At 65.0% G+C, this 15,400-nt stretch carries 15 protein-coding genes; 2 read left to right on the plus strand and 13 right to left on the minus strand.

Annotated features, from left to right (window positions below):
- Nucleotide 1 precedes the first annotated feature (1 nt).
- The 4 genes from ASE10_RS09555 to ASE10_RS09570 form a co-directional block, all read right to left on the minus strand.
- A complete protein-coding gene (locus ASE10_RS09555; RefSeq protein WP_235565894.1) occupies nucleotides 2-1,144 on the minus strand; it encodes an AGE family epimerase/isomerase in 1,143 nt (380 codons plus the stop codon).
- 83 nt (nucleotides 1,145-1,227) lie between these two features.
- A complete protein-coding gene (locus tag ASE10_RS09560) occupies nucleotides 1,228-2,223 on the minus strand; it encodes a carbohydrate kinase (RefSeq protein ID WP_055907928.1) in 996 nt (331 codons plus the stop codon).
- The gene (gene fucP, locus ASE10_RS09565) at nucleotides 2,223-3,527 is read right to left on the minus strand and encodes an L-fucose:H+ symporter permease (protein WP_055907930.1); all 1,305 of its coding nucleotides are present in this window, start codon (nucleotides 3,525-3,527) and stop codon (nucleotides 2,223-2,225) included. The genes ASE10_RS09560 and fucP overlap by 1 nt, the downstream gene beginning before the upstream one ends.
- Nucleotides 3,524-4,573, minus strand: a complete 1,050-nt coding sequence (locus ASE10_RS09570; protein ID WP_056304726.1) for a LacI family DNA-binding transcriptional regulator — start codon at nucleotides 4,571-4,573, stop codon at nucleotides 3,524-3,526. Before ASE10_RS09570 ends, fucP begins: the two co-directional genes overlap by 4 nt.
- Before the next feature lie 222 nt (nucleotides 4,574-4,795).
- Between ASE10_RS09570 and ASE10_RS09575 the strand changes: the two genes are divergently transcribed.
- Complete coding sequence (locus tag ASE10_RS09575; RefSeq protein ID WP_056304728.1) at nucleotides 4,796-7,177, plus strand: GH92 family glycosyl hydrolase; 2,382 nt, start codon at nucleotides 4,796-4,798, stop codon at nucleotides 7,175-7,177.
- Between the two features lie 292 nt (nucleotides 7,178-7,469).
- On the opposite strand, the gene ASE10_RS09580 is transcribed toward ASE10_RS09575, so the two are convergent.
- Nucleotides 7,470-7,997: a hypothetical protein gene (locus ASE10_RS09580; protein WP_056304730.1), complete on the minus strand. Its 528-nt coding sequence runs from the start codon at nucleotides 7,995-7,997 to the stop codon at nucleotides 7,470-7,472.
- Entirely contained in the window at nucleotides 7,994-8,455 is a 462-nt protein-coding gene (locus ASE10_RS19615; RefSeq protein WP_162255265.1) for an ImmA/IrrE family metallo-endopeptidase, read from the minus strand. Before ASE10_RS19615 ends, ASE10_RS09580 begins: the two co-directional genes overlap by 4 nt.
- Nucleotides 8,456-9,101: 646 nt before the next feature.
- On the opposite strand from ASE10_RS19615, the gene ASE10_RS20135 reads away from it, so the two are divergent.
- On the plus strand, nucleotides 9,102-9,656 hold the full coding sequence (locus tag ASE10_RS20135) for a hypothetical protein (protein WP_157480826.1): 555 nt from the start codon (nucleotides 9,102-9,104) through the stop codon (nucleotides 9,654-9,656).
- Here the strand turns inward: ASE10_RS20135 and ASE10_RS09585 are convergent.
- From ASE10_RS09585 to ASE10_RS09615, 7 genes are all read right to left on the minus strand, one after another.
- Entirely contained in the window at nucleotides 9,653-10,258 is a 606-nt protein-coding gene (locus ASE10_RS09585) for a hypothetical protein (RefSeq protein WP_157480827.1), read from the minus strand. The genes ASE10_RS20135 and ASE10_RS09585 overlap by 4 nt on opposite strands.
- A gap of 352 nt (nucleotides 10,259-10,610) precedes the next feature.
- On the minus strand, nucleotides 10,611-11,792 hold the full coding sequence (locus tag ASE10_RS09590; protein WP_056304733.1) for a phage major capsid protein: 1,182 nt from the start codon (nucleotides 11,790-11,792) through the stop codon (nucleotides 10,611-10,613).
- A 185-nt stretch (nucleotides 11,793-11,977) separates the two neighbouring features.
- Entirely contained in the window at nucleotides 11,978-12,232 is a 255-nt protein-coding gene (locus ASE10_RS09595) for a hypothetical protein (protein WP_056306775.1), read from the minus strand.
- A gap of 234 nt (nucleotides 12,233-12,466) precedes the next feature.
- Nucleotides 12,467-13,336, minus strand: coding sequence for an ATP-binding protein (locus ASE10_RS09600; protein WP_056304737.1), 870 nt, complete (start codon nucleotides 13,334-13,336; stop codon nucleotides 12,467-12,469).
- On the minus strand, nucleotides 13,333-14,169 hold the full coding sequence (locus ASE10_RS19620; RefSeq protein ID WP_162255267.1) for a helix-turn-helix domain-containing protein: 837 nt from the start codon (nucleotides 14,167-14,169) through the stop codon (nucleotides 13,333-13,335). Before ASE10_RS19620 ends, ASE10_RS09600 begins: the two co-directional genes overlap by 4 nt.
- Complete coding sequence (locus ASE10_RS09610) at nucleotides 14,166-14,441, minus strand: hypothetical protein (RefSeq protein WP_056306777.1); 276 nt, start codon at nucleotides 14,439-14,441, stop codon at nucleotides 14,166-14,168. The genes ASE10_RS19620 and ASE10_RS09610 overlap by 4 nt, the downstream gene beginning before the upstream one ends.
- Complete coding sequence (locus tag ASE10_RS09615) at nucleotides 14,438-14,746, minus strand: hypothetical protein (RefSeq protein WP_056304744.1); 309 nt, start codon at nucleotides 14,744-14,746, stop codon at nucleotides 14,438-14,440. The genes ASE10_RS09610 and ASE10_RS09615 overlap by 4 nt, the downstream gene beginning before the upstream one ends.
- Nucleotides 14,747-15,400 lie beyond the last annotated feature (654 nt).

Here is a 15,400-nt window from a genome sequence, read left to right on the forward strand (position 1 = left end):
ATCAGCGGGGGCGCAGCAGTTCCAGCGCGTCGTAGCAGGCGCCCATGGTGTGGTAGTCGGTCTTGCCGGCCGGACTCTTCTCGTCGCTGTACTTGCGGTTCTCGCGATCGAGGATGCGGAACCATGCGCCGTGTTCGTGATCGACGAAATGACGCCAGCTGTAGGCCCACAGGCGCTGATACCAGTCCCAGTAGCGCACCTGTCCGGTGCGGTGCGCCAGGCGAGCGGCCGCGGCCAGCGACTCGGCCTGGACCCAGAAATACTTGTCGTCGTCGCAGACCGCGCCGTCGGGATCGAAGCCGTAGCACAGGCCGCCATGGCGCTCGTCCCAGGAATGCGCGATCGCGGTGTCGAACAAGTGTTGCGCGGTCGGCAGCAGCCAATCGACCGGCGCGCCGCGCTCCTGCGCATGCTGGTCCAGGATCAGCAGCAGCTTGGCCCATTCGGTCTGGTGCCCGGACTGGAAACCCCAGGGCCGGAACAGGTGTTTGGGATCGTCGCGGTGATAGTCCCAGTCGACGTTCCAGTCGCGGTCGTAGTGCTCCCACACCAGCCCGCCGGCGAGCGCGGCCTGGCGTCGGGTCATCTGGCTGGCCACGGTGCGCGCGCGGTAGTAGTAGCGCGATTCGCCGCTGGCTTCGTACGCCGCGATCAAGGCCTCGCACAAATGCATGTTGGCGTTCTGACCGCGGTAGTCGGAGAAGCGCCAGTTGGCGTCGGCTTCGTCGCGGTAGAGACCGGCGTCCTCGTCCCAGAACCAGGTTTCCAGCAACTGCCAGGTTTCTTCCAGCCACGGTGCGGCCTCGGCGATGCCGCCCTTGAGCGCACTGGCATAGGCCAGCATCACGAAGGCGACGCCGTAGGCATGGTTGGTGCGGTCTTCGGCGACGCCGTCGCGCAGGGTCCAGGCATAGCCGCCGCCGACCGGATCGCGATGGGCCTGGCGCAGATAGCGCAGGCCATGGCGCGCCGCTTCGCGATAGTCCTCGCTGTCGAACTCGCGCGCGGCCATGGCGTAGTTGAAGACGAAGCGGGTACTGCTGACCAGGTGCCGGTGCGAGGCGTCGTAGACGCTGCCGTCGTCGCGGAAGTAGTGGAAGTAGCCGCCGGCCGGGTCGATCGCGCGCGGATGATAGAACGCCATGGTGTCGGCGATGTGCGCGCGCAGAAAGGCGGGATCGCGGAAATCCGGCAGGGCGCCGTCGCGGACGGGGGCGTCGTAGCGGCTCATGACTGTTCCTCCATCAGACTCTCCACTTCCGAGCGCGGCGGCATGGCCGCGAAGGCGCCGTGGCGCGTGGTCGCCAGCGCGCCGGTCGCCGCAGCGTAGCGCAGCGCATCTTCGAACGCGTCGCCGCCTTCGAGAAACGCCGCGAAGTCGGCGGCCTGCACGTCCAGGGTCGCCAGCCGATGCAGCCAACCGCCGACGAAGGCGTCGCCGGCGGCGGTGGTGTCGGTGGGCAGCACTTCGTACGTACCCAACTCGCCCTGGCGCGTGCGCGTGTACCAGCGGATCGGCGCGGCGCCGTCGGTGACCAGCACGCAGGTCGCATAGCCGTGCCACAGGCGCTGCAGCGCCGCGGTCTGGCTGCCCAGCGGCGCGGCCAGGAAGTCGAATTCGGAGCGGCTGAGCTTGATCGTGTCCGCCTCCAGCAACGCGCGCCACACCGTCGGCTGCGGGTCGAAGGCATCGGCCCACAGCGCCGGGCGCAAGTTGAGGTCCATGCTGACCAGCGCGCCGGCCTGGCGCGCGCGCTGCATGCCCGACAGGGTCGCGTTGGCGATGCCGGCCTCGGTCAGGCTGTTGGAGCAGACATGGAAGGCCAGCGCGTCTTCGAAACAGTGCGCCTGGTAGTGCTCGGCGCGGAACAGCAGGTCGGCCGCGGGCGGGCGGTAGAAGCTGAAGCTGCGCTCGCCGTGCGCGTCCAGCGACACGAACGCGAGCGCGGTCTTGGCCCCGGCGGTGCGCACCGTATAGCGCACATCCACTCCGGCATCGCGCAATTGTTCGTAGAGGAAATCGCCGAACATGTCCTCGCCGAGCATGCCGACGAAGCGCGCCTGACCGCCCAGCCGCGCGATCGCGGCGGCGACATTGGCCGGCGCACCGCCGGCGTACTCGACGAAATGACGCGCCTCGCCCGGCTGCGTCGGCGGCCGCGCGAGGAAGTCGATCAGGGCCTCGCCGAAACAGACGATGGCCTGGCGTTGCTCGCGTGCCATCAGTGCAGGGCCCTCGCCAGCGCTGCGCCCGCCAGCGCTTGGCTCTGCAGCGACGGCGCCAGACGCGAGCCGCGCCAGCCGTACCAGACGATGTAGGCGTAGCACAGCAACGGAATCGCATACGAGGACTGCAGACCAGTGTGGTCGGCCAGCGCGCCCTGCAGCCACGGGATGATCGCGCCGCCGACGATGGCCATGACCAGCAGGCTGGAGGCTTTGCTGGTCATCGGTCCCAGGCGTTCGATGGCGATGGTGAAGATGGTCGGGAACATCACCGAATTGAACAGGCCGATCGCGAGCACGCTCCACATCGCCAGCGGCCCGTGCAGCGACATGGTCGCGACCAGCAGACCGATCGCGACCACCGCGGCCAGAGCGAGCAGACGCCGCGCGTCGTAACGGCGCAGCAGCGCCGCGCCGATGAAACGGCCGACCATCGCGCCGCCCCAGTAATAGGCCAGGTGCTCGGTGGCCGCGCCGCGGTCGAGCCTGCCGATGGACGGCTCGGTGATGTAGTTGATCATGAAGCTGCCGATCGACACCTCGGCGCCGACGTAGACGAAGATCGCCAGCACGCCCCAGCGCAGGTGCGGGTGGCTCAGCACCTCGCGGTAGGTGTGGCGCGCGTTGTCGGCGCGCTCGGTGGCTTCGGTCAGCGGCGGAATCCGCATCAACGCGACGAACGCCGCCATCGCCAGCAGGCAGCCGGCGATCACCATGTACGGCAGTTGCACCGACGCGGCTTCCTCGGCGCGATACGCAGCGAGCTGGGCCGGCGACAGCGCCGCCAGCTCGGTCGCGCCGAGCACCGCGCCGGACAGGATCAGTGGCCCGATCAGGTACGGAAACAGCGTCGTGCCCAGGGAGTTCAGCGCCTGCGCCAGGTTCAGGCGGCTGGGCGCGCCGGTTGGATCGCCGAGCAGGCTGATGTAAGGATTGGCCGCCACCTGCAGCAGGGTGATGCCGCTGGCGAGCACGAACAGCGCGCCCAGGAACAAGGGATACGAGGGCAGCCGCGCCGCCGGGAAGAACAGCGCCGCACCGGCTGCGGCCACCAGCAGCCCGACCACGATGCTGCGCTGGTAGCCCAGTTTCGCCAGCACGCGTCCGGACGGCAGCGACATCAGGAAGTAGGCGCCGAAAAAGCTCGACTGGATCAGCATCGTCTGCGCGTAGTTCATATCGAACACGGACTTCAGGTGCGGGATCAGCACGTCGTTGAGGCTGGTCAGGCCGCCCCAGGTGAAGAAGATCAGGCTGACGACGGCGGTGGCCGCGCCGTAGGACAGGGTGCGACCGTTCATGCGATGTCTCCGGGTGGGACGGATGCGATGTCGCTGCTGGCGCGGACCTGCAGGCGCACCGGCGCGATGGTGCGCGTCGGCGCCGCGTCGGGATCGCGCAGGCGTTGCAGGATCAGTTCGGCGGCCTGGCGTCCGCGTGCGCGCGGATCGACCGCGACGGTGGTCAGCGGCGGCGCGCTGACCTGCGCTTCGGGAATATCGTCGAAGCCGACCACCGCGAAATCGTGGCCGGCGCGGCGGCCGCGTGCGGTCAGTCCGGCCATCAGGCCCAGCGCGACCGCGTCGTTGTAGCAGACCGCCGCGGTCGGCGCGGGGTCGCGCACGAACAGCGCGCCGGTCTGCCCGGCCGCCTCCAGGCGCGTGGGCGCGCATTCGATCAGCCATTGCGGTTCCGGCGTCAGCCCGGCCGCGGCCAGCGCCTCGCGATAGCCGTCGCGGCGCTCGCGGCAGGAACTGGAATCGCGATGGCCGCCGAAGAACGCGATCCGGCGATGGCCGCGTTCGAGCAGGTGCTCGGTCGCCAGGCGCGCGCCGCGACGGTTGTCGAGCGCGAGGAAGTCCCAGTCGGCGTCGAGTTCGCGGTTGAACACCAGCACCGGCGTGCGCGCGCCGACCAGCGCACGCAGGCGCGCGCCGTCGCTGCCTTCGGCCGGCGACAGGATGATCCCGGCCGGATCGTGTTCGATCAGCGAGCCCAGCACCGCGTGCTGGCGTTCGGCCGACTCGCCGGTACTGCCGAGCAGGGTGACGTAGCCGGCGGCGGCCAGGGACTCGTCGACGCCGGCGGCGAATTCGGCGAAGAACGGATTCGACAGATCGTTGATCACCAGCGCCACGCCGGAAGACACCTTGCGGCGCAGATTGGCCGCGCCGCGGTGATAGACGTAGTTCTGGCGCTTGAGCTCGGCCTCGACCCGGACCCGTGTCTCGGCGTGCACCAGCGGACTGCCGCGCAGCACCAGCGACACGGTCGCGCGCGACAGGCCGCAGCCCTTGGCGATGTCGGTCAGGGTCACGCGGCCGTGGCGGGCGCGGGTCGGCGTCATCGGCTGGCGGCCGGGGTGGTGAGCGGGGTGGGGCGCATGCGTTTAGATCGTTCTAAATTCGCCGCATGCTGCGCTCCGGGCCACGCCCTTGCATTCTGCAGTGCAGCATGCGGGCACATCGGCTGCGTGCTAGCGTTCCGGCCGTTTAGAACGATCTAAATTCGTTGCCAGCGCTGCCCGATCGGGTCGTCCGCACCCGGTCCGTCCCTACCGGAGCCGTCCATGCCCGCCGATTCCCCGCCGCCGCGCCTCCCGTTTACGCGTCGCCTGCGCTGGCCGCTGCTGCTGGCCTGGGCCATCAGCGGCATCGCCGCGGCGGCCGCGCCGGTCGCCTCCGACGAAGCCGGCCGCCGCGCCTACGCCGCGGTCGATCCCTTCATCGGCACCGGCGGCGAAGGCCACACCTTCCCCGGCGCAGTGGTCCCGTTCGGCATGGTCCAGCTCAGCCCCGACACCCAGATCAAGCCGCGCAAGGAGGCCTACGGCTGGGCCGCGGGCTACCGTTACGACGACAGCAGCATCGTCGGCTTCTCGCATACGCATTTCTCCGGCACCGGCCATTCCGATCTCGGCGACGTGCTGCTGATGCCGATCGCGGGCGAGGTGCGTTTGGAGCGCGGCGAAGACGGCAAACCCGGCAGCGGCTATCGCTCGCGTTTCCGCCACGACGACGAAGTCGCCCAGCCCGGCTACTACGCCGTCACCCTGGACGACTACGGCGTGCGCGCCGAACTCACCGCGACCGAGCGCGTCGGCGTGCACCGCTATGCCTTCCCCAAGGGCAAGCCCGCGCACGTGCTGATCGACCTGCGCACCAGCATGTACGACTACCCCGGCAAGGTGCTGTGGTCGCGCCTGCGCCTGCGCCCCGACGGCACCGTCACCGGCTTCCGCGAAACCCGCGGTTGGGCGCCCGGGCGTCAGCTCTACTTCGCGATGCGCTTCTCGCGCCCGCTCAGCGGTCACCAGTTCCACGACACCGAACAGGACGTGATCTACAAGGGCTTCCCGCCGCCGGCCGAGAAGACGCCGACGCAGCGCGCGCAGATCGAAGGCCGGCAGCTGGTCGGCGCGTTCGATTTCGCCGATGCGCCGGGGCAGTCGCTGGTGGTCAAGGTCGCGATCTCACCGGTCAGCGAAGACAGCGCGATCGCCAATCTCGACGCCGAAGTGCCCGCCTGGGATTTCGACGGCGTGCGCGCGCGGGCGCGCGCGAGCTGGACCCAGGCGCTGTCGGCGGTCGAGCTCGACGCGCCCGAACCGATGCGCAAGAGTTTCTACACCGCGCTCTACCACTCGCTGATGGGCCCCAGCCTGTTCATGGACAGCGACGGCCGTTACCGAGGCCCGGACAACGCGGTCCATCAAGCCAAGGGCTACCGCCACCATTCCACTTTTTCGCTCTGGGACACCTACCGCGCGCTGCACCCGCTGCTGACCCTGGTCCAGCCCGAGCAGCGCAACAACGACTTCGTCAACTCGCTGCTGGCCTCGCGCCGCGAAAGCCCCTACGGCGTGCTGCCGGTGTGGGCGTTCCACGGCCAGGAAACCTGGTGCATGGTCGGCTACCACGCCGTGCCGGTGATCGCCGACGCCTACATGAAGGGCATCCGCGGCTACGACGCCGACGAGGCCCTGCAGGCCATGGTAGCCAGCGCCAGCTACGGCCCCTACGACGGCATCGCCCAGTACATGGAACTGGGCTACGTGCCGATCGACGAAGAAGGCGAAGCCGCGTCCAAGACCCTCGAATACGCCTATGACGACTGGACCATCGCGCGCATGGCCGAAGCCATGGGCCGCAGGGACGTCGCCGCCGACTTCAGCAAGCGCGCCGGCAACTGGAAGCACGCCTTCGACGCCAAGACCGGCTTCATGCGCGCACGCAAGCGCGACGGCAGCTTCCGCGAACCCTTCGACCCCACCGTCAGCGGCTACGGCAGCGACTACACCGAAGGCAACGCCTGGCAGTACTCCTGGTACGTGCCGCAGGACGTGGCCGGCCTGACCTCCGCGCTGGGCGGCGACGCCAAACTGGTCGACAAGCTCGACCAGGTCTTCGACGCCAAGGTCGACCCCAAGATCTTCGAGCACATGGAAGACATCACCGGCCTGATCGGCTGGTACGCCCACGGCAACGAACCCAGCCACCACGTCGCCTACCTCTACGCCTACGCCGGCCAGCCCTGGCGCACCCAGGAACGCCTCAAGCAGATCATGGCCACCCAGTACGCCCCGCGCCCCGACGGCCTGGCCGGCAACGACGACCTCGGCCAGATGTCGGCCTGGTACGTGTTCACCGCCCTGGGCTTCTACCCGGTCGCCCCGGCCAGCAACGAATACGTGATCGGCCGCCCCTTCGTCCCGCGCGCCAACCTCCACCTGCCCAACGGCAAGCGCTTCAGCGTGATCGCCGACGGCCTGGACGAAGCCCACACCTACATCGGCCGCGCCACCCTCAACGGCAAACCGCTGGACCGCGCCTACCTGCGCCACGACGAAATCCTCGCCGGCGGCGAACTGCGCTTCACCATGCAGGCCCAGCCCGACAAGGCCTGGGCGACGGACCCGACGCAGCGCCCCTACTCGATGTCGCAACCCTGAGCCCGCAACGGCCGCGCCGCGCCAAACCGCGCGGCCGCCTCCGGCACATCGCGCATGGCTTATGCCGCGCAGCCCGCTCCCGTAGAATTCCCCCACGCGCGGGCCTATAGCTCAACGGTTAGAGCAGAGGACTCATAATCCGTTCGCGGCGAGTTGCCGCAAATTGTCAGCAGTTGTAAAAACCTGCGAAAATAAGCGCTTCTATAGGGTTTTCTTCATGCGGGGGTAGTGGTGCACGCCCCGTTTTTTCCTGGCATTTCCGGCGCGATTACACCGGATCTACACAGGACACCTATCTGCCAAGCATTGACTTCGCTAGATCGAGAAGCCCTTGAACTGTTCGCAGTTGAGGCGGAGAAATATCCGTAAGCCCGGATTCGTCCCGCCCTTTTTCAGATCCTTTATCGCGCTCCGCAGAAATTCTGATGAGAGCGAATGCCAGGGACATGGGCACAGTCGCCACGACAAGGAGTAGGAGTGAGAAGGCGATCGCCGAGTGCGGCCTGGAGAGTGCTCCCAGGGTCGCAGAGAGGTCGTCTCCCTCGATCAGCTTGTTTAGAAGCTGGATCAGAATTCCGAAGAAGACGATCGATAGAATTGTGAAATAAAAGAACGCAGCACGACGCATCATGCGTCGGTCAAGATCGCTTTTGAGCTCTGTCTCTGCTTCCGCCCGCTCTACCAGGGGAAGAGCATCCCTTTGCGCGTGTGAGGCCGTCGAAGACGAACCTATCGGCTTCTCGCCCGGAAGAATTACTACGTCACCGTCGCCCGTCTTGACTACGGCGTGGCCGGCTTCCGTGCCGTTCGCTTCGCTCATGCTAAATAGCCGAGGTTCTTCAGTCGGATCTTCATGGCTACTTCTGATACATCGAAGTAACGTGCCAATGTTGCTATATCAGTTTCGCCTCTGTCGACAACAAGAAGCTGCACGGATCCTGCCGGCATCAGAAGCTCAGCTGCGAAACGATTCGCTTGAGATTCGATGGGATCGAAGTAAAGCGCGCTGAACTGAGCCGCCGAGTCCCGTGGGCGCTCGCCATGCTGAAAGAAGTGATGCCCCAATTCATGGGCAACAGTAAAGCGTTGCCGAGTGGGGGGCTCGGTCGGATTAAAATAGATGATCTTTTCTGCTGGCTTATACCAGCCACTAGCGTCAAAGAACGGGTGGATACTCAACCCTTCCTTTTGCGCAATTTCGAAAGGGTCTATGGGTAGCGTCCGACCTGTCCAATGACGCTGCAGAAGTGCGTTGACAACAGCGCGTTCTTGCAGCACGGGACACCTCCTTAACCGCGAGATTATAACGGGGTGGTACCGAAAAGATAGGATGCGTAAGTGTTTGATTAATAAAGGTACAGCTTCGACGTCTCCCAGCCTGCGATCAGTGATCCCTCTTAACTCGGCTTGTTCAGCCCTTCATCTGCTGGTCCTCTCCAGGCCCCGGCGAGCTGCGATCGCGGGCTGCTGGTCGTAGGTCCATGCCTCCGCATATTGCGATTCTTGTACTCCTTGAATTGTGACGACGATCACCTCAGTCTAAGAGGGTCTCCCACTCGGGGGAGCCAAAGGAGTCGCCCTTGAAGCGTTTCTTTTCTCCCCGACCCCGATCCATGGCCTGTCGGCCAGGCATTGGGTGTTGACCTAAGGGAGCGTAGAGAGTCAAACGGTGAAGCGTGGAGAATCATCACCTCCACGCACCTGCAGGGCCGACCTGCAGGTAGATCCTGATAGCGTCACCCCATGCCTGGGGCAAGACGATGACGGGCGACAAATCGGTCCGGAGGTCAACAACCTGAGAAACGGAAGCCCGCGTCTGAGACGTGGACACCTTCCCAGCCTTGGGACTGCGGGGAAAGCCGGGCGACTCTCGAATTTTGAGCGAGACACAGGGGGCACTATGGACGAGGGATGGGCAGGCCTCATGGGCGCCGTGCTCGGCGGAGCTATCAGTCAAGCCGCGACCTGGGGTGTTGAACTACGGCGAGAGAGTCGAATTGCCCGCAACTTTGCCGTGGCTGCCTCCAGCGAGCTTGCGGCAAGCATAGGCATGGTCAAAGTCCGAAACTGGCGTGACGCGTTCGTTTCAGCAGCCAACAATGCCTACGCCGGCAATGTTTACTCGATTAGCGTCCACACCAAGGACGATTACCTGCCCATGTGTCGCGCAGCAATGGCCCATGCAGGCTCAATTGATCACGACTTGGCGATTCTACTGGGCAGAATTCTAACGCTAACGGATAGCCTGATCGCAGATATAAAGCGTATTTCAAGCTATACGGTCGATACTCCCGAGAGCCTTCTCTCCACGGAGGATCCCGAAGGGGCAGCGCGTGTCTACAACACACTTGTCAATTTGTTGGACGCGGCAATTATCACGGGGGATCAAGCCATACAGAGAGTCGACTTGATCTATCCGCGGCCGGCGCGAGGACTGGTTACCAGAATGCGCGCGGCCTGGCGTGCGTTTAAAAGCTAGTCCAGGGACCCCACCGTAGCGATTGAGACCCCCGATCGAGTCAGCTCGGCTATCACCAATCGGCCTCCGATCACGGCGTCCGGCCCAAATGTCTCCCGGGTGTGCCTGACTTGATCGCGCGCGAGTTCCACCATGGCCGCGGAATCCTCAGGCGCATCCACGTCTTCCCAGCCGCCATTTGGAGCTAGAAGACTTGGGTTAATTTCCGATATGGCGACAGTGTCAGATACAGGGTTCATGCGGTAGAGGAAGGCGGTCATTCGCCCCCTATACGCGGACCAACCTACGACGGCTACTTCAGTCAGCCCTGGATGCAGAACAGCCTTGTCGGCTATTCCAAGGTAGGTGGTTAGAACCGAATCGACCCGCTTCTGCATCCCAAATAGCAGTGTGTCGAAGTCCTGCACACCGTTGGCGAAGGATGACTGGGCCAGCACGTTGAAGAGAAGTAGCCTCTCTCCTCGTCCCGCTATGACTGTATTCGCATGCGCTAGGTAGTGGAGCTTGCTCCAATCCGAGGAGCCCCCATCCTGCAAGCGCCCGGCGGTGTCAGAGGCGATTAATGCGACGTGCCGAGTCAGCTGCACGTTAAGAATGCTCATGGCGCTCCTTATCGGCCCTTGCATCGAGCTCCGATACTGGCTGGTTTGGGATAGCCCTGCATCCAGCCGGCTCAAGCGATGATCCGATCGCAGGGCCAACCATCCAACCAATTTGCGGCCCGATTGCCGGGATGAAAGTCCCGACGATAGCTCCGGCCACGCCTCCAATCGTTGAACCTGACATGTAGTTAGCCCTTTAATGGGGCCAGCGCGCGGGCGGGAGCATCGGGGGATCAGCGATGGGGAGCCTCACCGCCCGCAGGCTGGCATGCGTTGTTTAACCACGATCAACGCCAATCGTCCCGAACGGTCTACGAGCCTCAGCCGGCCCGCTCAGGTCCTCCCGACTGGGTTACGTTGCGGGGCTCAGGTCCACGCGGCGGAAAGCCAGCGCGTCCAGAATGGCCAGGCCGATGCGGGCCTCCACGAGGATCAGCACCAGGTTGCGCGTGCGGTAGTCCTTGTGGTCGCGGCTGATGAAGACCGTGGGCTGCATCCGGTCGCGGATCTCCACCTTGCCCGTGTCGCCGACCAGCGCCGTGCCTCGCGGAAGGTCCGGGATCGTGACCACCGGGCGGTTCCACAGCGTGGGCGGCGCCGGCGACGCAGGGTTGCCATACAGGTAGCGCCCTTCCTCGTCCTTCATGACCGAGATGTCCAGCCAGTCCGCCGGGTTCATCAGGATCACGTTGACCGTGTAGCCGGCTGTCTCCATCGCCGTGATCGCCTCGCCGATGCGGTCCGGCGTCGGGTTCATCAGGGTCGGGATCGTGGTGGCCGCGGTGTACAGGCCTTCGATGTTCACGCCGGTGCCCGAACCGACGGTCAGCTGTTGCTCGATCCGGCCGCGGACCTTCTGAGAAAGGATGTTCTGCAGCGTGTTCTGCAGCTGGGTCTCATCGTCGAGGATCTGGGCCGACGCGGTGGTGTGCACCGCGATCGTGGCTACCTTGTCCTGCATCAGCGTGCCTTCGAAGTCCATTTCGGCCTTCTCGGCGCCCTCTCCGTCCTGCACCTCGGCGTCGCCGACGAAGCCCAGGCGGACGTACTCGAACGTGTTGGTGTCCTGGGGCACCGCCGGCAGCAGATCGATCAGACGCACCGGTCGCAGCACGTAGCCGTGATATCCGGGAATGCGCTGCGGGTTGGCGGGCATGGTGCCGTTGACCGAGTCCGGCGCACCGGGATCGTTGATCAGCGCCTTGATGCCGGCCTTCAGGCGAATGTGCGGCGATTTGTCGACCGACTTCTCGACGAAGGCCTTAAATCCCTCGTCCTCGGTGATCGTTTGCAGATCGAAGCCGGCCGCGGCCGAGCTATAGCTCAGGGAAAAGTCGCCGCCGGCGATCTTCTGCTCGACGTCCTGCAGGCGCTGCAGCATCTCGGTCGTCTTGCCGCCGCTCTTCTCGATGAAATCCCGAACCTGGCCGCTGATGCGGTCCAGCGCGGCCTTCACTTCGATGTCGTATTCGTTACCGTGCCCGTTCTTGCGGCCGTGCTCGATTGCACCAGCCATCGCGGTCTTGCGAAGCATGGAAGTCTCCTGGGGTCGCGGGGACGCTGTGCCCCTAAGCCTTTAGCGGTTGGCTCGCTCGCGGCCTGGATCCCCCAGACGTCGCTTCGAGATGGTGCGCCCGGCGCCCGGCTCCCGCCGGACTTCCGCTGCCACGCAACCATCGTCCGACCGTTGCACGCGACCGACAACGGGTTTCGTAACACTCAGTGCTGATTCGGCACTTCAAGCTTCACGGTGGCCACAGTCTTGCGCGCGCCCTGCGCGTCCAGGCAGGCCAACGTGATGCTCGGCTTCGGCAGGTCGAACAGCACCGACAGTTCGAACTTCTCGCCGTGGTTGATCGCGAAGGCGACTGCCTGGGCCATTTCCGGATCTCGCGACTGGACGTCCTGGATCATGTCGCTGAGCAGCTGCTGTGCGCTCAGCACAACGTCTCGGGACTTCTGGGTGATGCTCATGGTTGGGGCTCCTTGGCGGGTTCGGTGTGCCTTTTGGCGACACCCGTTGCTGCAGTACCGGCGGGGCCGGCCATTGGTCTTTGCCTTGAGCCGCCGGCCGCAAGTGCCGCAAGCGCTCATCTGGTACCTCCAAAAAATCTGAAACTTTCGAATTGACGGTGTGAATAAACGACTGGGAGGACGGTGTCCGGCGGTTACGGCCGTGAGTTTTGACCCACCTACCCCTATGGGCACTCACGCAGCCTGCCGCGCGCGCCACTGCTCCTCCTCGTCTTGCCCGTCCACCGCCTTCAGCAGGCGCAGGGAGGGCGGCGCAGGCTCCTGGTGGGCGTCAGGCGCTCTGCGCAGGGCCTCGTCCTCCGCCGCCTCCTGGCGCTTGCTGGAGCCTGTCAGCACCACACCCGTGCAGGCCTCCCGCAGACGGTCGGCCGTACGCTCGCCGACCCTCAGCAACTCCGAGGCAGTGAGGTTGGTCGCGACCAGCATCGGCAGCGCGCGGCTGTAGCGGTAGTCGATTAGCTCGAATAGACGCTCTTGCTCCTTAGGCGTGCCAGATCGAATACCGATCTCGTCCAGAGCCAGGAAGTCCACGTTCATCAGCTCGCGGAACAGCAGCTCAGGACTGCCATCGAATGGCGGGCGGCACCGTGCCCAGGCTTCTGGCCAACTGGCATAGCGCGCCTTGAACCCCGCACCTATCACCGCGCTCACCAAGCCGGCGAGAAGATGGGTCTTGCCCACGCCTGGCGGCCCCATGACTAGCAGGCCCTCGCCAGCGTCGTAGCGGCTTCGTATGTCAGCCGCCCATGCGTCGACCAGGCGAAAGGCTTGCTGCTGGTCCTGCGACGGCTTCCAGTTGCCCAGCGTACGATTGCGATAGCGATATGGCACTTCCGCGGCTTCCCAGCGCCGCCACCGCGACAGATCGATCTCGTAACGCTTCTGTGCCTCCTGTTTCGCGGCATCTGCGTCGGCCACGCATTGGGTGCAGCGCGCGCGCCGCTTGACGGCGAGCGGCACGATCGTCCTCAAGTCCGCGGCCAACGTGATCGCTTCTGGGGCCAGGTAGTCGCCATGACGTGGGCAGATGAAGGTCTCGCTCATGGCTTGATCCCTAGGCGCTTCGCGCTCGCAGCGTTGATGGCATCAGCCGCCTCCTGGGTTTCCCTTGGTAGGCGACCGAAGTCTGCGTCGATCACATTGCCTCCATGGTTGGGAGCCGCGACAGAGGGGTCGTCCTCCCATCGCCGCTGGTTGAGGTAGGTACTGGGGTGTGGAATGAACTGGGCGTCTGTCCACTGCTGCGGATCTCCACAGCGCGCGCGCACGTCTTGCAGGATCTGATCGGCCAACTTGTCGAGGGCGTGCCGCTTCCATGCCTTTTCGGCCGTCGCCCTAGCCACCTTGCGTGGGTACTCAGACCAGAACTCACCGAATCGAACAAGAGATTTAGTGGGTTCTTTAAGTGGGTTGCTTTTAAAAGCGGGTTGGTTACCGGTGGGCCGGTCTACCCCAAAACCGGCCGGCCGGTCTACCTCCGACCGGTGGACCGGTGTACCCCTGCGCACCGGTGTAGACCGGCTAGCAGGTGTAGGCCGATCCACCGGTGTAGGTCGGTCTGCCGGTATACCTGTATCGCTCGGTGTGCCCTGCCTGTACCTGTTGGCCTGCGTGCGATCGCCACTAATCCGCACGACGTAGCCGCAGCGCTCCAGCAGATCGATCGCGGATTGCACGCTGCTGCGCGCGCGGCCCGTATCTTTGGACAATCGCGACAGCGATGGGAATGCCTCGCCGGTGTCCCGGTTGATGCGCTCCAGGATCGTCCAGAGCACCGCGATAGCGGCCGTGGAGTCTCTGGTCCGTGGATCATTCAGCGCTGCGCCCAGCAAACGCCAGCGATCAAGGAGAAGGCTGGGTTTGCCGTCTTCGCTCACGCCCGAACCTCGCCTCTGCGGCGCTTCACAGCCTTGCTCACACGGCCCTGCAGGTTTCCCAGCCCCCGCGCCGTGGAGCTCAGGACGGGGTGCCAGGTGTCAACGACCTGTTTCAACTCCGACAGGTCCGTGAGCGGGATGGCGTAAAGCGGATTCGGGTTTGCACGTACGCCGCCGCCGACAGCGCACACGCTTTCGCCGAGTTCCGTCAGTGCGATCGGGTCGACAATGTCCAATCGAACAGCCTTGATCCTGGATTCTTCGGTATTCACTGAATGGTCTCCTCGAAGCGCCTGCCGCACTCCAGGGCGTACATGGCCTGGTCGGTTAGGTGGCGGGCGCCCTGCAGGCAGTACGCAGCCATAACTGCTTGAGAGGTCGGCCTTGAGTCGGCGGTGTCGCTTTCCGACAGCGCGCGCTCCACAAGCCACTGGATGGCATCGCTCATCAGCAGCAGATCCTGCGGCGTGGCTCGGCTGAGCATGGGGCCGCAGCCTGGCTCCGAACGGCGGATCGGCGGCATCGCGGCTTCCAGTTCTAACGCCAGCGTCTTGATCTCAGGTCTGGTCAGCGCCATGGCTTAGCCCTCCCTACCCATCGGCAGGACGCCGGCATCGAGTAAGGCAGCCCGCCACCTGTAAGCCGTGGCTCGGCTCATGCCGAATGTGCGCTGCAGCGAATCTACCGTCGGCATCCGGTTCGGATAGGCGCGAACAACTCGAAGCGCCAACTCGATGCAGCGGCTGTAGCCAGGTTGTACACGGTAGCTGCTGGTGCCGCGCGCGCTCATTGCTGCCTCCCCGCGGCGCTCGCCCGCTTGCTCACGATGTCGCACTCCGTGCGCGTGGCCAGCCGGGGCCGCGTCAAGTAGGAGTTTTCTGACACCACGACGGGTTGCTTTCTCACTGCCTGGGATTTCGGTTCCTGTACACTTTGGGTGGTCATGATCGTTCTCCTAACGAACGGTTGTGGTCTCGCGGGTCGGGCGTCTTCAGCGCTCGGCCCGTTCTCTTTTAGGCAGCATCCTTCCGGCTATCCGCCGTCTCGACGGTTGAGGCGCTGAGATACGCGTCCAGATCCGTGCGCCGATAGAAAACGCGACCGCCGAGCTTCACGTAGCGTGGGCCTCGCCCTTGGCTTCGCATCTTGTGAAGCGTCTGTTCGCTTAGCCCCAAGTAGGCCGCAGCCGATGCCACCCTCAGCCTTTCGAGAACTTCCGCCGTCGATTGGT

This window comes from Lysobacter sp. Root76 (genome assembly GCF_001428685.1).
Lineage (GTDB): Bacteria > Pseudomonadota > Gammaproteobacteria > Xanthomonadales > Xanthomonadaceae > Lysobacter.